This is a genomic window from Cupriavidus sp. JZ107 (assembly GCF_053903255.1).
On the sequence record NZ_CP096481.1, the window covers coordinates 1,662,189 to 1,680,056 of the forward strand.

General features: G+C 68.6%; 19 protein-coding genes. 13 read left to right on the forward strand and 6 right to left on the reverse strand.

What is annotated here, in order from left to right; genetic code table 11:
• Positions 1-30: 30 nt before the first annotated feature.
• Positions 31-1,179: an iron-containing alcohol dehydrogenase gene (locus M1D55_RS16925; RefSeq protein WP_456282673.1), complete on the reverse strand. Its 1,149-nt coding sequence runs from the start codon at positions 1,177-1,179 to the stop codon at positions 31-33.
• A 353-nt stretch (positions 1,180-1,532) separates the two neighbouring features.
• Here M1D55_RS16925 and M1D55_RS16930 point away from each other — a divergent pair, with 353 nt between their 5' ends.
• From M1D55_RS16930 to M1D55_RS16950, 5 genes are all read left to right on the forward strand, one after another.
• Positions 1,533-2,510, forward strand: coding sequence for an alpha/beta hydrolase (locus M1D55_RS16930; protein WP_456282723.1), 978 nt, complete (start codon positions 1,533-1,535; stop codon positions 2,508-2,510).
• 103 nt (positions 2,511-2,613) lie between these two features.
• The gene (locus M1D55_RS16935; RefSeq protein ID WP_064573510.1) at positions 2,614-3,600 is read left to right on the forward strand and encodes a tripartite tricarboxylate transporter substrate binding protein; all 987 of its coding nucleotides are present in this window, start codon (positions 2,614-2,616) and stop codon (positions 3,598-3,600) included.
• 174 nt (positions 3,601-3,774) lie between these two features.
• Complete coding sequence (locus M1D55_RS16940) at positions 3,775-4,212, forward strand: YbgC/FadM family acyl-CoA thioesterase (RefSeq protein ID WP_456282674.1); 438 nt, start codon at positions 3,775-3,777, stop codon at positions 4,210-4,212.
• A 119-nt stretch (positions 4,213-4,331) separates the two neighbouring features.
• Complete coding sequence (locus M1D55_RS16945; RefSeq protein WP_006579547.1) at positions 4,332-4,760, forward strand: GNAT family N-acetyltransferase; 429 nt, start codon at positions 4,332-4,334, stop codon at positions 4,758-4,760.
• Positions 4,761-5,006: 246 nt separating this feature from the next.
• On the forward strand, positions 5,007-6,119 hold the full coding sequence (locus M1D55_RS16950) for an MFS transporter (RefSeq protein WP_456282724.1): 1,113 nt from the start codon (positions 5,007-5,009) through the stop codon (positions 6,117-6,119).
• 106 nt (positions 6,120-6,225) lie between these two features.
• Here M1D55_RS16950 and M1D55_RS16955 read toward each other — a convergent pair whose 3' ends face one another.
• Genes M1D55_RS16955 through ygfZ form a run of 3 tightly spaced genes read right to left on the reverse strand, consistent with a single transcriptional unit; the run spans position 6,226 to position 8,463 of the window.
• A complete protein-coding gene (locus tag M1D55_RS16955) occupies positions 6,226-7,068 on the reverse strand; it encodes an NRDE family protein (protein WP_456282675.1) in 843 nt (280 codons plus the stop codon).
• A 48-nt stretch (positions 7,069-7,116) separates the two neighbouring features.
• Positions 7,117-7,407: a DUF4936 family protein gene (locus tag M1D55_RS16960; RefSeq protein ID WP_006579545.1), complete on the reverse strand. Its 291-nt coding sequence runs from the start codon at positions 7,405-7,407 to the stop codon at positions 7,117-7,119.
• Between the two features lie 48 nt (positions 7,408-7,455).
• Positions 7,456-8,463, reverse strand: coding sequence for a CAF17-like 4Fe-4S cluster assembly/insertion protein YgfZ (ygfZ, locus tag M1D55_RS16965; protein ID WP_456282676.1), 1,008 nt, complete (start codon positions 8,461-8,463; stop codon positions 7,456-7,458).
• A 308-nt stretch (positions 8,464-8,771) separates the two neighbouring features.
• On the opposite strand from ygfZ, the gene mltG reads away from it, so the two are divergent.
• From mltG to M1D55_RS16995, 6 genes are all read left to right on the forward strand, one after another.
• Positions 8,772-9,767: an endolytic transglycosylase MltG gene (mltG, locus tag M1D55_RS16970; protein ID WP_006578264.1), complete on the forward strand. Its 996-nt coding sequence runs from the start codon at positions 8,772-8,774 to the stop codon at positions 9,765-9,767.
• 17 nt (positions 9,768-9,784) lie between these two features.
• Positions 9,785-10,399, forward strand: coding sequence for a dTMP kinase (tmk, locus tag M1D55_RS16975; RefSeq protein ID WP_064573519.1), 615 nt, complete (start codon positions 9,785-9,787; stop codon positions 10,397-10,399).
• A 117-nt stretch (positions 10,400-10,516) separates the two neighbouring features.
• Positions 10,517-11,548: a DNA polymerase III subunit delta' gene (locus M1D55_RS16980; RefSeq protein WP_456282677.1), complete on the forward strand. Its 1,032-nt coding sequence runs from the start codon at positions 10,517-10,519 to the stop codon at positions 11,546-11,548.
• Between the two features lie 83 nt (positions 11,549-11,631).
• Positions 11,632-12,150: a GNAT family N-acetyltransferase gene (locus tag M1D55_RS16985; RefSeq protein WP_232205673.1), complete on the forward strand. Its 519-nt coding sequence runs from the start codon at positions 11,632-11,634 to the stop codon at positions 12,148-12,150.
• Between the two features lie 42 nt (positions 12,151-12,192).
• Entirely contained in the window at positions 12,193-12,990 is a 798-nt protein-coding gene (locus M1D55_RS16990) for a TatD family hydrolase (RefSeq protein ID WP_232205672.1), read from the forward strand.
• Positions 12,983-13,705: an ankyrin repeat domain-containing protein gene (locus tag M1D55_RS16995; protein WP_456282678.1), complete on the forward strand. Its 723-nt coding sequence runs from the start codon at positions 12,983-12,985 to the stop codon at positions 13,703-13,705. Before M1D55_RS16990 ends, M1D55_RS16995 begins: the two co-directional genes overlap by 8 nt.
• A gap of 216 nt (positions 13,706-13,921) precedes the next feature.
• On the opposite strand, the gene egtB is transcribed toward M1D55_RS16995, so the two are convergent.
• Positions 13,922-15,223 (reverse strand): ergothioneine biosynthesis protein EgtB, encoded by a 1,302-nt coding sequence (egtB, locus tag M1D55_RS17000; protein WP_023263599.1) that lies wholly within the window; start codon positions 15,221-15,223, stop codon positions 13,922-13,924.
• Positions 15,224-15,444: 221 nt separating this feature from the next.
• Entirely contained in the window at positions 15,445-16,068 is a 624-nt protein-coding gene (locus tag M1D55_RS17005; protein WP_064573532.1) for an FMN-dependent NADH-azoreductase, read from the reverse strand.
• 150 nt (positions 16,069-16,218) lie between these two features.
• On the opposite strand from M1D55_RS17005, the gene M1D55_RS17010 reads away from it, so the two are divergent.
• Complete coding sequence (locus M1D55_RS17010) at positions 16,219-17,184, forward strand: LysR substrate-binding domain-containing protein (protein WP_064573831.1); 966 nt, start codon at positions 16,219-16,221, stop codon at positions 17,182-17,184.
• Between the two features lie 226 nt (positions 17,185-17,410).
• Entirely contained in the window at positions 17,411-17,824 is a 414-nt protein-coding gene (locus M1D55_RS17015) for a DoxX family protein (protein ID WP_064573534.1), read from the forward strand.
• Positions 17,825-17,868: the final 44 nt, after the last annotated feature.

Consider the following 17,868-nt stretch of genomic DNA (forward strand, 5'->3'; position numbering starts at 1 on the left):
ACATCAACCGCGGCTTGCAGCGATTGAGCCCTACATCGATTCCGCCAGCATACGCCGGTAGTCGTCGGCGCTGGCCTCCTTCGGATTGGTCTTGTGGCAATGGTCGGCCAGCGCGCCGGCCACGACCTTGTCGAACATCGCCTCGGTGACGCCCATCGCGGCCAGCCCGGTCGGCAGGCCCAGCCGTGCGGTCATGTCGTACACCGCCTGCGCGACATCGGCGTCGGCAGGCAGATGCATGGCGCGGCGCAGGCGGCCATAGCGGTCCTCGCGCACGATGCTCGGCGCATCGGCATTGAAGCGCAGCACCGCGGGCATCACCACCGCGTTCAGCGTGCCGTGATGCAGGCCGGTGCGGCCGTCGATCTTCAAGCCGCCGAGCGGGTGCGACAGCGAATGCACGCAGCCGAGCCCCTTCTGGAACGCCATCGCGCCCTGCATCGACGCGCTCATCATGTTCAGCCGCGCCTCGCGGTCGCTGCCGTCGCGCGTCGCGCGTTCGATATGGGCCCACGCGCGCTCCAGGCCGTCCAGCGCGATGCCGTCGGCGGGCGGATTGAAGGCCGGGGCCAGGAAGGTTTCGATGCAATGCGCGATCGCGTCCATGCCGGTGGCCGCGGTCAACCCCGGCGGCAGGCCCAGCGTCAGCTCGGGATCGCAGATCGCCGCCTTGGGCAGCAGATGCCAGGAATGGAAGCCAAGCTTGCGCCCGTCGTCGAGGATGATGATCGCGCCGCGCGCGACCTCGCTGCCGGTGCCCGAGGTGGTCGGCACCGCGATCAGCGGCGCGGCGCGCTCGGTGATCTTGCCGCTGCCGCCCTCGATGGTCGCGTAGGTCGTCAGTTCGCCCTCGTGCGTGGCCAGGATGGCGATGCCCTTGGCCAGATCGATCGAAGAACCGCCGCCGACCGCGATCAGGCCGTCGCAGCCCTCGCTGCGGTATTGCGCGGCGGCCTGGCGCACCATTGCCTCGGTCGGGTTGGACGGGGTGTCGTCGAACACGGCCACCGGCAGCCCGGTGAGCGCGTCGATGGCGCGCTGCGCGATGCCGGCGGCGACCACGCCCTTGTCGGTGACCAGCAGCGGCCGCCGGATGCCGATGCGCTCGCATTCGGACTTCAGCAGCTTGACCGCGCCGAAATCGAGATGGATATGGGTCAGGTAATAGATAAAGGCCATCGTGCTTGTCTCCGTGATTGTTATGTCGGTGCGGGCGATGGGCGGTCGTATCGTGCTGCGCTGCCATGCCGGCGCCGCGGTGCAAATCCAGGCCCGGACGATTGTCGCAGCGTTTTCCGTCGGGTGGGGAGGGGGCAAACGCGGTGTCGCATTGCCACATTTTCCATGCCGGTATGCCCACAAAGCGTTGGCATCATACTAAAATCGAACGCTCGTTCACAATTCGAACTTCACCGGAATTCCAGCCGCGCAGTTCACCGTTACACCGGATCCACCGCATCGATCGCCTCGTCTTCATGTCAGCCGTCCCGTCCGCGTTCCCCGCGTCCTCGCCCCAGTCCAGCGTGCCCGGCATGCCGGCTCAGCCGCTCGATCCGCAGATTGCGCAGCTGCTGGATATGGTGGCGCGCGCCAAGCGGCCGCCGCTGCATCATCTGGACCCGGCCGACGCCAAGACCGCCTACGAGAAGAGCGCGCTGATCCTGGACGTGGCACCGGCGCCGGTGCACAGCGTCGAGGACATGACGGTACCCGCGCGCGACGGCCATCCGATTCCGGTACGGCTCTATGCGCCGCGCGAGGCGAACTGGGCCGAGCCGTTGCCGCTGCTGCTGTACTTCCACGGCGGCGGTTTCACGGTCGGCAGCATCGCCACGCACGAGCCGCTGTGCCGGCTGCTGTGCGCGCGCGCCGATGCGATGGTGCTGTCGGTCGACTACCGGCTCGGACCGCAATGGAAATTCCCCACGGCCGTCGACGATGCGTTCGACGTGCTGCACTGGGTCTTCGAGCAGGCGCCGCGGCTGGGCGTGGATGCGAATCGCATCGCGCTCGGCGGCGACAGCGCCGGCGGCACGCTGGCGGCGGCCTGTGCGGTCGAGGCGCGCGACCGCGGCCTCGCGCCGGTGCTGCAGATGCTGCTGTATCCGGGCACCAGCGCGCGCCAGGACACGCCGTCGCAGCGGGCGCTGGCCGACGGCTATCTGCTGACCGCGTCGATGATCCAGTGGTTCTTCGCGCAGTATCTGGACCGCGAGCAGAGCCGCGACGACTGGCGCTTTGCGCCGCTCGATGGCGGCGGCAGCGGTGCGGAGGTGGCCGGGTGCTGTCCCGCCTGGATCGCGGTGGCGGGCTACGATCCGTTGCACGACGAAGGCGTCGCGTATGCCGGCAAGCTGCGCGCCGCCGGCGTGCCGGCAGAAGTGGCGGACTACCCCGGCATGATCCATGATTTCTTCAAGCTGGGACGCTTCGTCCCGGCAGTGGCGCGCGCGCACGACGATGCCGTGCGCGCGTTGCGGACGGCCTTCGGCACCGCGCCGCCCAACTAGGGCCGCGCTCGATGCCAAGCCAAGGCGGTCGCAGAACCCCGGTTTTTTCAGGCAATCCACGAGTACCCGAGCAGTACCTTGTAGCAACAGGAGACGACTACAGATGCAACGCCGCCACTTCCTCGCCCGCGCGGGCGCCATCGCCGCCGCCGCGGTAACCGGCCTGGCCGCCACCCCCGCGGCCCACGCCCAGGCGGACAATTTCCCGCAGAAGCCGATCCGCCTCATCATCGGCTATACCGCGGGCGGTTCCACCGATATCCCGTTCCGCGTGCTCGCGGAGAACGCCTCGAAGATCCTGGGCCAACCGGTGATCGTCGAGAACAAGCCCGGTGCCGGCGGCGTGCTGCCGGCGCAGATGATGCAGGCCACGCCGCCCGACGGCTATACGCTGGCGCAGATCCCGCTGCCGGTGTTCCGCCTGCCGTACACGACCAAGATCAACTGGGACCCGGTCAAGGACCTGACCTATGTGATCAACCTGGCCGGCTATGCGTTCGGCCTGGTCGTGCCGGCCGATTCGCCGATCAAGACGATGCAGGAGTACATCGCCTACGCCAAGGCCAATCCCGGCAAGCTGACCTACGGCACGCCCGGCTCGATGACGACGCTGCATCTGACGATGGAAGAGCTGGCGATGAAGCAGAACGTCCAGTTCTCGCACATCCCGTTCAAGGGCAATTCCGAGTCGATGCAGGCGCTGCTGGGCGGCCACGTGATGTCGGTGGCCGACACGCCGGCCTGGGCGCCGTACGTCGAGCAGGGCCGCCTGCGCCTGCTGTCGGTGTGGGGCGACAAGCGTTCGCCGCGCTTCCCCAACGTGCCGACGCTCAAGGAGCTGGGCCTGGGCATCGTGCAGACCTCGCCGTTCGGCCTGGCCGCGCCCAAGGGCACCGACCCGAAGATCGTCAAGAAGCTGCATGACGCGTTCAAGCAGGCGATGGAGATGCCGAACTACCGCGAGTCGCTGGCCAAGTTCGACATGGAGCCGTTCTACATGAACAGCGAGCAGTACGCGAAGTTCGCGGCCGATACGGTCAAGAAGGAAAAGGCGATCATCGAGAAGCTGGGCCTGGCTCGGCCGCAGTAAGCCGCGGCAGCAATATGCGCGCTGGCCCTCGCCGAGGGCCGTTGATCCCGTCGTCCCCGCGCAGGCGGGGACCCAGTGGCTTGCCGCGCCACGCGGAAATGGGAAAAGCCGCTGGGCCCCCGCAATCGCGGGGGCGACGAATTTCCCGGACGCTGTCTTACCCGAGGACCCCGCATGGCCAAGGAAGAATTTCGCCACAGCATGCCGCTGCGCGTGCGCTGGGCCGAGGTCGATCCGCAGTCGATCGTCTTCAACGCGCATTACCTGACCTATTGCGATATCTGCGTGACCGAGTACTGGCGCGCGGTCGGCATTCGCTATCCCGAGGACGTCCTGCACGCGCATGGCGTGGACATGTACGTCGTCAAGTCGACGCTGGAGTACCACGGCTCGGCGCGCTTCGACGACATGCTCGACATCCGCGGCCGCATCGCGCGCATCGGCCGCTCGAGCATGCTGTTCCGCGTCGAGATGTACCGCGGCGACGAGCATTTGATCACCGGCGAGATCGTCTACGTCTGCGCCGATCCGGCGACGCAGCGCTCGGCCCCGGTGCCGGCGGCCGTGCGCGAGGCGATCGTCGCGTACGAGGCGGTGGCGCCGGAGCAGTAAGCCTGCCCATCTCGACAAGATGAAGGGCCGCGGCACGGGCCACCCCCGGGTCCGCTGAAAGATCGGTCCGACGCGGGTATCATGCCGATCCTCGCCAACCGACGCGCCATCCCTGCATCATGACCCTTACCGTTCGCCTGCTGCCCTGGTCCGAAGCGCGCGAGACCGCGCGCGCGATCCGCTATGCCGTGTTCGTCGAAGAACAGGGCGTACCGGTCGAACTCGAGTGGGACGAATGGGACGAGCCCAGCTGGCATGCGATCGCCTATGACGCGCAGGGCGTCGCGGTGGCGACCGGCCGCCTGCTGCCGGACGGCCACATCGGCCGCATGGCGGTGCTGGCCAGCGCGCGCGGCACCGGCGTCGGCGCCCGCGTGCTCGATGCGCTGATGGCCAAGGCCGAGGCACTCGGCTATCCCGAACTGGTGCTCAACGCGCAGTCGCATGCGGCGCCGTTCTACGCGCGCGTCGGCTTCCAGCAGGTCGGCGAGCCGTTCGAGGAAGCCGGCATTCCCCATATCGAGATGCGCAAGCGGCTGGGAGGCTAGCCTCCAAGGGCCGAACACGCTCGAGCGACGCTCGGGCGACGCTCGAGCACCCGCGCGTCAGTCATCGGCCGACGGCCGGCGCGGCGGCGGTATGAGACCATGCAGGACCATACCGAGCCGTACCCACCGTCTCGCATGAACGACCTGTCCACCGATCTGCCGCGGCCGTCCGCTTCGGCCCCGCATCCCCCCGCACCGCCCGATCCGCCTCCGCCGCAGCGTACCGCGCCGGCCACCTGGGCCACGATGGCGCTGTTCTTCGTCAATGGCGCGACCTTCGCCACCTGGGGCGTCCATATCCCGACGATCAAGGCGCGCTTCGGCCTGTCCGATGCCGTGCTGTCGATGGCGATGCTGGCGGTGGCCTTCGGCGCCATCGTCGCGATGGGCCCGGTGGGACGCTGGATCTCCCGGGTCGGCAGCACGCGCGCCTGCGTGTCGGGCGGCGTCGCCTATGGGCTGGCCACCATCGCGATCCTGGCGATGCCGCATTTCTACGCGCTGGTGCCCGCGCTGATCGCCTTCGGCATGGCCAGCGCCGTGTTCGATGTCGCGATGAACGCGCAGGCCGCCACGGTCGAGTCGAATCGCCACAAGCCGATCATGTCCGCGCTGCACGGCATGTTCAGCCTTGGCGGCATGGTCGGCGCGGCGGTCGGCGGGCTGCTGCTGTCGCTGCAGGTCGCGCCGCTGGCGCACGCGATCGGCATGGCGCTGCTGACCGCCGGCGTGGGGCTGGCGTCGAAGCACTGGCTGCTGCCCGACCACCCGACCGCGCCGCACGCCGGCAAGGGGCACGACCACCCCGGCCGCGCGCTGTGGCTGCTGGGCCTGATGGCGTTTCTCGGGCTGGTGGGCGAGGGCGCGATGTACGACTGGACCAGCGTCTATATGCGCGAGATCGCGCAGGCGCCGATCGGCTGGATCAGCTTTGGCTATGCCGCGTTCTCGGGCGGCATGGCGGTCGGCCGCTTCACCGGCGATCTGGCGCGGGCGCGCTGGAGCGACGCCGGCACGCTGACGGCGAGCGCCTGGCTGGCCTTCGTCGGCATCAGCCTGGCGCTGCTGTGGCCCGCGCCGTGGGCGAGCCTGCTGGGCTTCGCGATGATGGGCCTGGGGGCGGCCAATATGGTTCCGATCTTCTTCGTGGCGGCATCGCGGCTGCCAGGTGTGCCCCCGGCCGAGGGCATCTCGCGCGTGGCACGCTTCGGCTATATCGGGCTGATGCTGGGTCCGGTGATGATCGGCGGCGTCGCGCATGCCAGCGACCTGCGCTATGGGCTCGGCCTGGTGGCGCTGACGATGGGATGGATCGCGCTGGCCGGGGCGCGCACGGTGCGGCGCTATCTTGCCGCCTGACAGTCCATATCCTGTCGCCCCCGCGCAGGCGGGGGCCCAGTGTCTTTGCCAGCGGCGCCTGTCTAAGCCACTGGGTTCTCGCTTGCGCGGGAACGACAGCTGGACTTTAGCGCGGCGCCGGAATCGTGCCCGCGCTGCTGACCACGTTCATCTGGCCCTGGTACGAGACCTCGCCGATCGGCCCGGACGCGTCGAAGCTGCGCTCGCTCAGGTCGAAGCGGCCATCGTGGCGCACGCGCAGCACCGTGCTGGCGCGCGTGCCGTAAGAGGGCGAACGGATAAAGGCCGACGACAGCAGCTTCTCCCATTCGGGCGCGACGCCGGTCTGCGGCAGTTCGAAATCGCAGGCCTGGCGCGTATCGGCCAGCAGCGCCAGATAGGGCTCGACGCTGGCGCCGGGTGCGCCGGTGTCGGCGGCCAGCGTCTCGGCCAGCGCGCCGACGCGGCTGCGCACCTTGGGCCACGGCGTGTCGAGCAGCGCGTTGGACAGGCCGTACAGGCCGGGCTTGAGCCGCTGCGGGGCGCCGTCGGGCGAGCGGTTGCTGTACCACCACAGCGCGTCGAGATCGCCCGCGAGCAGGTTGAAGCCGTTGTAGGCGGCGGGGCTGCGGATGCCGGCGCCGCGCGCGAGATCGCCGACGTATTGCTCGGGCGACGCCTCGCCGCGCAGGAAGCCGGCCACGAGTTCGCCGCGCGAGCGGGCATCGGTGCGCTTTTCGGAAGGCGCGCGGTAATTGGTCAGCGCGGCAAAGCGGCCGCCCGCGGTCACGCCCATCCAGGTGCCCGGCTCGCCGATCACGTCCGCCTGGTCGCGGCCGGCCAGCACTTCGGGCGCATCGTCCCACCAGTGCGCCGGCGCCGCCGGGCGGACATAGAATTCATCGCGATTGGCCGCGACCACCAGCGCATAGTCGGGGTGGGCCTGCCAGGCGACGAGGATCAAACACATAAGCCTTTCCTTGTTGCGGACCGCCGCATCGCTGCGGGCGGCGCCGCGCTACAACAGGTCCAGGTCGACGAAGCGTTCGACCTGGCGCTCGCCTTCGAGCCAGTGCTGCAAACCGCTTTGCCGCCACAGGCCGTCGAGCGTCGCATCGAAGGCCGGCGGCACGTCGGCGTAGGCCTCCATCCAGGTCTGCAGGCCGGCGCGGGTTTCGGGCCTGCGCATCAGCGTACCACCGATCCCGGTGGCTTCGGCCACCGTGGCCATCCAGCGGTGCCAGTGCGGCAGCGCCTCGGCGGCATCCTGCTCGCGCACGCGGAAGTAGACGAACAGGTGGTCGCTCATCGTGGCGTCTCCTTGCGGCGTCTTGCTGCGGACCGTGGAAGGCCGGCCTCAGGCGGCCGGATCGGTCGCCAGCAGCGGCACCGGGTAGGGCAGCTCGCCCACGGTGATCGCCAGCCCCTCGGCATGGCCCAGATGCAGGCTCGCGCCGGCCGCATCGATCTTCAGCTCGGCCAGCGCGTCCCAGCCGGCGCCATCGGGCTTGGGCGCCGCGTTGACGATCATGCCGCTCGGCTGGCCGGGATCGTCGGCACGATAGATCTCGGCGCCTTCGTCCGGCGTCTCGCCTTCGCCGCTGACCAGCCACATGCGGCGCTTGAGCGTGCCGCGGTACTGGCTGCGCGCGACGACTTCCTGACCCGGATAGCAGCCCTTGCGGAAATTGACGCCGCCGATCAGCTCGAAATTGATCATCTGCGGCACGAACTGTTCCTGCGTGGCCACCACGATGCGCGGAATGCCGGCGCGGATATCCAGCCAGTCCCACAGTTCGGCATCGGCTTGCAGCAGCGTGGTGCCCAGCGATGCGCGCAGCGCATCGGCCTGCGCGGCAGGCGCCACGATCTGCCAGCGCGGCACGCCGTCGGCATCCGGCAGGCGGATCACGGTCGCCTCGCCGGCGTTGGCGGTGGCCCAAGGTTCTGCCGGCGCGGGCAGGCCGGCGGCCGACAGCGCGCTGTCGCCCTTGGCGCCGGCCACGCCGACGATGCCGGACTCGGCACCCAGGTCCGTCAGCCTGGCCTTGGCGCGCAGCACGAACATCGTCAGCCGCTTCTGGATCGCCGGCTGCAGGTCGGCCGACAGCTGCATGGCAATGCCGTGGGCGTCGCGCCAGATCAGCAGCGTCGCCATCAGGCGGCCCTTGGCGGAGCAATAGCCGGCCAGCCGGGCCTGCCCCTGCGGCAGGTCCTCGACGGCGTTGGTCAGCTGGCTGTGCAGGAAGGTGGCGGCATCATCGCCGGCCACGCGGATCAGGCCCAGATCGGCGGGGCGGCAAACGACGCCGTCCTGGCGCAGGGCGGCGAACTGGGCGGCGCGGGCGGGATTGGGGGCGTGCATGGATCGACTTCGATTCGGAGCCGGCGCGCGGGCCGGCACGGGTTGGCGGATGGCTTGTGCAGGGCCTGTCACAACTTGTGACTCGGTGAGCGGCGGCTCCTGACAAGGCTCCCGGTATTATATGGGTCTGCCGCCATTGCGGCCGGCGGCCGACTTCTGGTCACCGGTGGGGCCTTCCACCTCTGCCGCTTTGCCCTGTTGGCGCTGCGCGGCAGGGCCCGCGGCACCGATACACGCAGGCTGCACGCAGATCCGCGCGCAGATCCGCCCGTTGAGCGCATTTATCCGCACCTTACCCAAGCTTGTCGATGAAACGTTTTTTCTCCCGGCTGGTTCTGGCCGCCGTGGCATTCGCGCTGGCCGCCGCCGGCGCCTTCGCTTGGTGGGCCAACCAGCCGCTGACGCTGCGCAGCTCGCCGCTCGAAGTGATCATCAAACCCAATTCCAGCGTGCCGAGCGTCGCCCGTCAGGTGGCCCGCGGCGGCGTGCCGATCGATACCCGGCTGTTCGTGCTGCTGGCCCGGGCGACCGGCAACCACGCCAGCCTGAAGGCGGGCGGCTACCAGTTCGAGAGCGGCGTCACGCCGCTGCAGGTGATCGGCCGCATCGCGCGCGGTGAGGTCAACCACCATGTGCTGACGGTGATCGAGGGGTGGGAATTCCGCCGCATGCGCGCGGCCGTCGATGCCCATCCGGCCTTGCGCCACGACACCAAGGGGATGAGCGAGGCGGACCTGCTGAAGGCGATCGGCGCCACCGAGCCCTCGGCCGAGGGGCTGTTCTTCCCCGACACCTATCTGTTCGCCCGCGGCAGCAGCGATGTGGAGCTGTACAAGCACGCCTACCGGGCGATGCAGCGGCGCCTGAACGAGGCCTGGAACGCGCGCTCGCCCGACCTGCCGTACAAGACGCCTTACGACGCGCTGATCATGGCGTCGATCGTCGAGAAGGAGACCGGCCAGGCCGCCGAACGGCCGATGATCGCCGCCGTCTTCATCAACCGGCTGCGCAAGAACATGATGCTGCAGACCGATCCGACCGTGATCTACGGCATCGGCGAGGTGTTCGACGGCAACCTGCGCAAGCGCGATCTGCAGGCCGACACTCCGTACAATACGTACACCCGCACCGGCCTGCCGCCCACGCCGATCGCCCTGCCGGGCGTGGCGTCGCTGGCGGCGGCGACCACGCCGGCGCCGACCGACGCGCTGTATTTCGTCGCCCGCGGCGACGGCACCAGCCACTTCTCCAACTCGCTTCCCGAACACAATCGCGCGGTCGATCAATACCAGCGCGGCAAATAATCACGAACACGATCGCCATGCGCGGAACATTCATTACCTTCGAAGGCATCGACGGCGCCGGCAAGAGCACGCACCTGGCGTGGTTCGCCGAGCGCCTGCAGCAGCGGCTGGGGCAGGGCAGGCAAGTGGTGACGACCCGCGAGCCAGGCGGCACCGCGCTGGGCGAGGACCTGCGCCAATTGCTGCTGCACCGGCCGATGCATCTGGAGACCGAGGCGCTGCTGATGTTTGCCGCCCGCCGCGAGCATCTGGCCGAAGTCATCGAACCGGCGCTCGCGCGCGGCGACTGGGTCATCTCCGACCGATTTACCGATGCGACGTTCGCCTACCAGGGCGGCGGCCGCGGCCTGGCCCGGGAGCGGCTGGAAACGCTGGAGCGCTGGGTGCAGGGCGATCTGCAGCCGGACCTGACGCTGCTGTTCGATGTGCCGCTGGAGGTCGCCAGCGCCCGCCTGGCCGGCGCGCGCGAGCCGGACAAGTTCGAGGCCGAGTCGGCCGCCTTTTTTGCGCGGACCCGGGCCGAATACCTGAGGCGGGCAGAAGAGGCACCGATGCGCTTCCGTCTGATCGACAGCACGCGGCCGATCGCGGATATTCAGAAGACGCTTGAGGAAATTCTCGCAAGTCTTTGAAGCACATACAGTATCAAGACTCGATGATAGGGAGCGCGGTATCGTCGTTGTCGAATCCGCAACAACGTTCCATGCTCTCAAACAACATCAATTTTTGCCGATAACTCGTTGATTTCCATGCTCTATCCTTGGCAAACCGAAGACTGGCAGCAACTGATGGCGCTGCGCGACCGGCTGCCGCACGCGCTGCTGCTGCATGGCCAACAAGGCATCGGCAAGCGCGACCTGGCGCTGCACTTCGCCCAGGCGCTGCTGTGCGATACCCCGCTCGCCGATGGCCAGCCCTGCGGCACCTGCGCGGCCTGCCACTGGTTCGGCCAGGGCAACCATCCGGACTTCACCGTGGTGCGCCCGGAGGCGATGGAAGGCGGCGATTCAGATGCCGACGCCAAGGCCGACGAGGGCGGTGGGAAGAAGAAGGCGCCCAGCAAGATCATCCGGATGGAGCAAGTACGGGCGCTGATCGAGGCGGTCGGCATCGGCACGCACCGCTCCGGGCTGCGGCCGGTCGTGATCTACCCGCTCGACGCACTGCAGAACGAAGGCGCCAACGCGCTGCTGAAGACGCTCGAGGAGCCGCCGCCCGCGACGGTGTTCCTGCTGGTCACCGACCGGATCGACCGGATCCTGCCGACCATCCTGTCGCGCTGCCGCCAGGTCGCGCTGCGCCGGCCGGGCGAACAGGCTGCGCTCGAATGGTTGCGCGCGCAAGGTGTCGCCGATGCGCCGGCCCAGCTGGCGCAGGCCGGCGGGGCCCCTTTGACGGCGCTGCATGCGGCCGAGGCCGAAGAACTGCCGCTGCAGCGCTGGCTGCTGGGGCAACTCGCCACCGGCCCGGCCCTCGACGCGCTGGCCGCCGCCGAGCAGCTGCAGAAGCTGCCGGTGCCGTCGGTGCTGGGCATCCTGCAGCGCTGGACCTACGATCTGCTGGCGCTATGCCTCGGCGGCGAGGGCGCAGCCCGCTATTTCCCGGGCGAGATGGCGGCGCTGCGGCGCTGCGCCGGGGCGACCGACGCGCATCGGCTGCAGGCTTTCGCCGGACGACTGGTCCAGCACCGCCGCCATGAGCAGCATCCGCTGGCGGCGCGTCTGGTGATGGAGGCGGTGCTGATGGACTACCGGCAACTGTTCCCGCGGCAGCCGGTTTAAGCATCGCTCACACCGGCGGCGCGTTTCTCATAAAAGACGTGAAGTTACTGCCATAACAGTTTGATTTAAAAAAGAAGAGAAACATGGAAGCAAGCGGTTTCACCGTGCGCGACGCACAGCGCCAGGACCTGCCCGGCATCGTCGCGATCTACAACGGCACGGTTGCCTCGCGGATGGTCACCGCCGACACCGAGCCGGTCAGCGTCGCCTCGCGTCAGCCGTGGTTCGACGCGCACGGTCCGGAGCGCCGGCCGCTGTGGGTGGTCGAGGACGCTGGCGGCCAACTGGCCGGCTGGCTCAGCTATTCGGATTTCTATGGCCGGCCGGCCTATGGCGCCACCAGCGAGGTGTCCATTTACCTGGACGAGCGCTTTCGCGGGCAGGGCCTGGGCCGCCTGCTGCTGGAACGGGCGATGGCCCACGCGCCGGCGATCGGCGTCAATACCTTGCTCGGCTTCATCTTTGGCCATAACGCGCCCAGCCTGGCGCTGTTCGAACGGCTCGGCTTTGCCCGCTGGGGCGAGCTGCCGCGCGTCGCGGTGCTCGACGGCATCGAGCGCGACCTGATCATCGTGGGGCGGCGCGTCGACCAGAGCGCTTGATCTGTCCCCGTCCGCCCAATCCGCCTGATTCCCCGATCTGCCATGTTTGTCGATTCCCATTGCCACCTCGATTTCCCCGACCTTTCCGCGCGATTGCCCGAACTGCTGGCGCATATGCGCGAGAACCGGGTCACCCATGCGCTGTGCATCTCGGTGACGCTGGAGGATTTCCCGCGCGTGCTGGCGCTGGCCGAGCAGCATGCGAACCTGTACGCCTCGGTGGGCGTGCATCCGGACTACGAGGACGGTGCCGAGGAGCCGACGGTCGAGCGGCTGGTCGCGCTGTCGAACCATCCGCGCGTGGTCGGCACCGGCGAGACCGGGCTGGACTACTACCGGCTCAACGGCCGCAGCATCGACGAGATGGAATGGCAGCGGGAGCGGTTCCGCACCCATATCCGCGCCGCGCGCCAGACCGGCAAGCCGCTGATCATCCATACCCGTTCGTCGGCCGAGGACACGCTGCGGCTGATGCGTGAAGAGAATGCCGGCGAAGTCGGCGGCGTGCTGCACTGCTTCACCGAGACCTGGGACGTCGCCCGGCAGGCGCTGGACATGGGCTTCCATATCTCGTTCTCGGGCATCGTGACCTTCAAGAACGCGGTCGAGCTGCAGGAGACCGCGCGCAAGGTGCCGCTCGAGCGGATGCTGATCGAGACCGATTCGCCGTATCTCGCGCCGGTGCCGTACCGCGGCAAGACCAACGAGCCGGCCTGGGTGCGGCATGTCGGCGAGTTCATCGCCACGCTGCGAGGGCTGCCGGTGGAGCAGGTCGCGCAGCAGACGACGGACAACTTCTTTAATCTGTTCAAGCACATAGAAAGGACTGCTAATGCTTGATATCAAGTCGCTGCGCAGCCCTTTGCTGGCGTCGATGCGGGCCACGGTGCTGGCCGCGGCGCTGACCGGCGGCGCGCTGCCGGCGCTGGCGGCGCCGGCCGACGACCTCCGGCTGGCGGTCGAACTGGACAACGGTTATGAAGTGCGGAAGCTGCTGTCGCGCGGCGTCGATCCGAACCTGACCGACCGCCGTGGCGATCCGCTGCTGGTGGCGGCGCTGCGCGAGAAGTCGCTGAAGGCCGCCGAAGCATTGATCCAGGCAAAGAACCTCGATTTCGACAAGACCAATGCCGCCGGCGAAACCGCGCTGATGATGGCCGCGCTGCAAGGCCAGCTGGACATGGTCAAGCTGATGGTCGAGCAGCGCCAGGTCGAGATCAACAAGACCGGTTGGACCCCGCTGCACTACGCGGCCACCAACGGCCATCTGGAGATCGTCCGCTACCTGCTGGAAGAGTCGGCCTATGTCGACGCGGAAAGCCCGAACGGCACCACGCCGCTGATGATGGCCGCGCGTGGCGGCCATATCGAGACGGTCAAGCTGCTGCTGGACGAGGGCGCCGACCTGCGGATCCGCAACCAGCAGGGCATGACGGCGATCGATTTCGCCGACCGTTATAACCAGCCGGAAATCGCCCAGGGGCTGCGCTCGCGCTGGCAGAAGCAGTTTCCGGACACGCCGATGGACGGCGGCAAGGGGAAGGCGGGTTGGTGAAGCGGGCCTGAGCGACCCCGGGGTTTGCTCCCCGCTCCCGCGTGCGGGAGAGGGGTCGGGGGAGAGGGCAAGGGCGCTCGTCATGTCAGACGGCAGCGGAAGAACGGGCGCAATTTCCCTCTCCCCATCCCTCTCCCGCAAGCGGGAGAGGGAGCCAACCATCGCTACAGCCGGCCGATCCGGCCGAGCGATCAAGCGGATCGCGGCAACGGCCGGCTAGGCATCGTCCGCCAGCCGCACGCCCGTGAACTGCCAGCGCTGGTGCGGATAGAAGAAATTGCGGTAGGTCGCGCGGATATGGGACTCGGGTGTCACGCACGAGCCGCCGCGCAGCACCATCTGGTTGCTCATGAATTTGCCGTTGTACTCACCGACCGCGCCGGGGCTGGGGCGGAAGCCCGGATAAGGCAGGAAGGCGCTGGCGGTCCATTCCCAAACGTCGCCGTACATCTGGCGCAGCGCGCCGGCGGTGTTCTGCCGGTCGGGCAGCGGCCGCAGCGCGCGGCCTTCCAGGAAATTGCCGGTGGCCGGCAGGTTGCGCGCCGCGTGCTCCCATTCGGCCTCGGTCGGCAGCCGGCGTTCGGCCCAGCGCGCGAAGGCATCGGCCTCGTAGTAGCTGATATGGGTGACCGGGCTCTCCGGATCGACCGGATGCATGCCGCGCAGCGTCATCTGCCACCAGGTGCCGTCGCGCTCCTCCCAATACAGCGGCGCCTCGATGCCTTGCTCGCCGACCCAGCGCCAGCCGTCCGACAGCCACAGCCCGGCGCTGCGATAGCCGCCATCCTCGATGAATTCGAACCACTGCCGGTTGGTCACCGGGTGCGAAGACAACTGGTAGGGGCGCAGCAGCACCTGGTGCCGCGGCCCCTCGCAATCGAACGCGAAGCCGGCGCGATCCTGGCCGAGCTCATGGCCGATCGATACCACGCCGCCGGAGAAGGTCAGCCATTCCGGCGCGGGCCGCGGATCGGCGATCACCGGGGCCACCAGTTCGGGCGCGAACGCGGGCTTGAGCGGGTTCTGCGCGAACAGATGCAGGATGTCGGTCAGCAACAGCTCCTGATGCTGCTGTTCGTGATTGAGGCCGAGTTCAATCAGCGCCGCTTCCTCGTCGGTCTGCGCGCGCATCAGCAGATCGAACATCGCCTCGTCGACCGCTTCCCGGTAGGCCAGCACCTCGTCCAGCGTGGGCCGGGTCAGCAGGCCCCGGCGCGGGCGCGGATGGCGCGCGCCGACGGCCTCGTAATACGAATTGAACAGATAGCGGTAGCGCGCATCGACCGGCTCGTAGTCCGGGATGCGCGCCGTCAGCACGAATTCCTCGAAAAACCAGGTGGTATGGGCCAGATGCCATTTGGCCGGGCTGGCATCGTCCATCGATTGCACCGTCGCGTCGGCGTCGCTGATATCGGCCACCATCGCTTCGGTGGCGGCGCGGATATGGCGATACCGGGACAGCAGCGCCGGCTCCTGCGGAGGGGGGACGACGCTGGCGGGCAACAGGGAAGAGGGCATGCGGGCTCCGGGGTCGATGGCGCGGCGATGCCTGCCTGGCACCGTCGCCGTGGCCGGTTCCGGCCAGCCCGCGCATCGCGCGGCAGCGCCTGCTCCCCCGAGTGGGCGTACGCCGAAACCGCAGGTACGAACCGCTCCATCATAGACGCGATCCCTCCCTGCGGGGAGTCGGGCAGCCTCTGACGGCGCTTGCCGTCAGAGGCCTGTCAGCAGCGCCGCGATCAGGCGGCCAGGCGGCCGTTCTCGTCGTTGAGCGCGGCCAGCTCGCGCTGGGCGGCATCGAGGCCGGCAGTCCGGTATTCCGGCCCCATCGCCAGGCCATGGGCGCGGACATAGGTGATGTCCGTGATGCCGAGGAAGCGCAGCACCGTGTCGATCGTGACCTCGTGCAGATCCAGGCCGTTCGGGTCCTGGCGCACGCCGCCGCGCGAGGACACCACAATGGTCTTCTTGCCGCCGGCCAGGCCCACTGGACCGTTTTCGGTGTAGCGGAAGGTGCGGCCGGCCTGGGCGATCCGGTCGATCCAGCCCTTGAGCTGGCTCGGGATGCCGAAGTTGTATTGCGGCACGCCCAGTACCAGCACGTCGGCCTCGAGGAATTCCTTCAGCCAGGCCTCGGTGCGCTCCAGTTCGGCCTGCTGCACCGGGTCCAGCCCTTCCTTCGGGCCGCCCAGCACCGGCAGCAGATGGCCGGACAGGTGAGGCGCCGCCTCCTTGTCCAGATCGCGCACGGTCACGGTGGCCTCCGGATGGCGGGCGCGCAGATCCGCCACCACTTGCGCCGTCAGGCTGCGCGACACCGAGTTGTCGCCCAGTACGCTCGAATCGATTTGCAGAATCTTCATCACGCTCTCCACATCGGAATTGGTTTGGATGGGAGGAAAGATAATGGCTGGCGATTGATGTCGGTAGTGATCCATAATGGAAATTATTGTTCTGCCTATAGAACGAGCTACCCCGGCCACGCCGGCCGTTCAGCCCTTACGATGGCGACCATGCAAGACCTCAACGATCTCTATCTGTATGCCCAGGTGGTCCAGCACGGCAGCTTCTCCGCCGCCAGCCGCGCCACCGGTGTGCCCAAGTCGCGCCTGAGCCGGCGCATCGCCCAGCTGGAAAAGGAGCTCGGCGTGCAGCTGCTGCGCCGGACCACGCGGCAGGTCCGCGTGACGCCGCTGGGCGAGGCGTTCTACGAGCGCTGCAAGGCGATGCTGTCTGAGGCGCAGGCCGCGCGCGACGTCGTCGAGCAGGCGCGCGCCCAGCCCGGCGGACATCTGCGCGTCGCCTGCGCGGTCGGCATCGCGCAGAACCTCCTGGCGCCGTCGATCGGGCGCTTCATGCGCGAGAACCCCGGCGTGCGGGTCGAGATCGACGCCACCAATCGGCGCGTCGACGTGATCGGGGAGGGCTACGATCTGGCGCTGCGCGTGCGCGAGGTGCTCGACGACTCGTCGCTGGCGATCCGCACCTTTGGCTCCAGTCCGCTGACGCTGGTGGCGAGCCCCGGCCTGCTCGACGCGATCGGCCGGCCGCGCACGCCCAAGGCGCTGGCCGGCGTGCCGGGCGTCGGGCAGAAGCCGCACGATGGGCGCCATGTGTGGAACCTGTCGATCGGCGACGAGCCGCCCACGCAGATTCCCTACGATCCCCGGCTGGTCTGCGACGAGTTCGCGGTGCTGCTGTCGGCCGCGGTCGAAGGCATCGGCGTCGCGATGCTGCCGCGCATGTATTGCCGCGAGGCGATCGAGCGCGGCGAGCTGGAAGTGCTGCTGCCGCAATGGCGCATGCCGGTCGGGACCCTGCACGCGGTCTTCCCATCGAGGACCGGCATGCCGCCGGCGGTGCGGCGCTTCCTGGATTTCCTGACCGAGATCCTGCCCGAGAACGTGCGCCAGGCCGGCATGCAGCCGATCATGCCGCCCGGCATGAACCAGCCGCTGCCGCCGGCGGCCCCGGGCTGATCCGCCGTCGTGCGGACGGTTCGGCGCGGGGCGGCATGCCGCGGTGTTGCGATCCGCGCCACAACCCGCGCCCAGCAAGGACTCCACAAGCATTTGCGGCTTTACCTTCACGCGAACCGGCGCTAAGGTACAGGGGCGCCTCGCGTGCAGCGCAAGGCGCCTACAACGTCCGCGCACGGATCGAACCGGGGACCCGTTTGCGTCAACCACCAAAGGAGTGACATCGATGGCTGCTACTCATGGTTCTCAGGATCTGGGCAAGGCGGTGCTGCGCATCGTGCTGGGAATACTGATCCTGCTGCACGGCATCGCCAAGGTCATCAACGGCCCCGGCCACATCGTGCAGATGGTCGACCAGGCGGGCCTGCCTTCCTTCCTCGCCTATGGCGTCTACATCGGCGAAGTGCTGGCGCCCGTGCTGCTGATCATTGGCCTGTGGACGCGCGCCGCGGCGCTGGTGATCGTCATCAACATGCTGTTCGCGGTCGGCCTGGTCCATATGCATCAGCTGGGCATGCTCAACAAGAGCGGTGGCTGGGAGCTGGAACTGCAGGGCATGTTCCTCGGCGCCGCGGTCGCGGTGATGCTGCTCGGTGCGGGCCGCTTCAGCGTCGGCGGAGCCGGCGGGCCGCTGAATTGATCCGCCGCGCGCGGCGTTTTTTGGCTGTGGCAGGGACGGCACCG

Bases quoted from the DNA above. Each gene is read 5' to 3' on its own strand.
- M1D55_RS16925 (WP_456282673.1), bottom strand. From the start codon at position 1,179: ATGGCCTTTATCTATTACCTGACCCATATCCATCTCGATTTCGGCGCG.
- M1D55_RS16930 (WP_456282723.1), top strand. From the start codon at position 1,533: ATGCCGGCTCAGCCGCTCGATCCGCAGATTGCGCAGCTGCTGGATATG.
- M1D55_RS16935 (WP_064573510.1), top strand. From the start codon at position 2,614: ATGCAACGCCGCCACTTCCTCGCCCGCGCGGGCGCCATCGCCGCCGCC.
- M1D55_RS16940 (WP_456282674.1), top strand. From the start codon at position 3,775: ATGGCCAAGGAAGAATTTCGCCACAGCATGCCGCTGCGCGTGCGCTGG.
- M1D55_RS16945 (WP_006579547.1), top strand. From the start codon at position 4,332: ATGACCCTTACCGTTCGCCTGCTGCCCTGGTCCGAAGCGCGCGAGACC.
- M1D55_RS16950 (WP_456282724.1), top strand. From the start codon at position 5,007: ATGGCGCTGTTCTTCGTCAATGGCGCGACCTTCGCCACCTGGGGCGTC.
- M1D55_RS16955 (WP_456282675.1), bottom strand. From the start codon at position 7,068: ATGTGTTTGATCCTCGTCGCCTGGCAGGCCCACCCCGACTATGCGCTG.
- M1D55_RS16960 (WP_006579545.1), bottom strand. From the start codon at position 7,407: ATGAGCGACCACCTGTTCGTCTACTTCCGCGTGCGCGAGCAGGATGCC.
- ygfZ (WP_456282676.1), bottom strand. From the start codon at position 8,463: ATGCACGCCCCCAATCCCGCCCGCGCCGCCCAGTTCGCCGCCCTGCGC.
- mltG (WP_006578264.1), top strand. From the start codon at position 8,772: ATGAAACGTTTTTTCTCCCGGCTGGTTCTGGCCGCCGTGGCATTCGCG.
- tmk (WP_064573519.1), top strand. From the start codon at position 9,785: ATGCGCGGAACATTCATTACCTTCGAAGGCATCGACGGCGCCGGCAAG.
- M1D55_RS16980 (WP_456282677.1), top strand. From the start codon at position 10,517: ATGCTCTATCCTTGGCAAACCGAAGACTGGCAGCAACTGATGGCGCTG.
- M1D55_RS16985 (WP_232205673.1), top strand. From the start codon at position 11,632: ATGGAAGCAAGCGGTTTCACCGTGCGCGACGCACAGCGCCAGGACCTG.
- M1D55_RS16990 (WP_232205672.1), top strand. From the start codon at position 12,193: ATGTTTGTCGATTCCCATTGCCACCTCGATTTCCCCGACCTTTCCGCG.
- M1D55_RS16995 (WP_456282678.1), top strand. From the start codon at position 12,983: ATGCTTGATATCAAGTCGCTGCGCAGCCCTTTGCTGGCGTCGATGCGG.
- egtB (WP_023263599.1), bottom strand. From the start codon at position 15,223: ATGCCCTCTTCCCTGTTGCCCGCCAGCGTCGTCCCCCCTCCGCAGGAG.
- M1D55_RS17005 (WP_064573532.1), bottom strand. From the start codon at position 16,068: ATGAAGATTCTGCAAATCGATTCGAGCGTACTGGGCGACAACTCGGTG.
- M1D55_RS17010 (WP_064573831.1), top strand. From the start codon at position 16,219: ATGCAAGACCTCAACGATCTCTATCTGTATGCCCAGGTGGTCCAGCAC.
- M1D55_RS17015 (WP_064573534.1), top strand. From the start codon at position 17,411: ATGGCTGCTACTCATGGTTCTCAGGATCTGGGCAAGGCGGTGCTGCGC.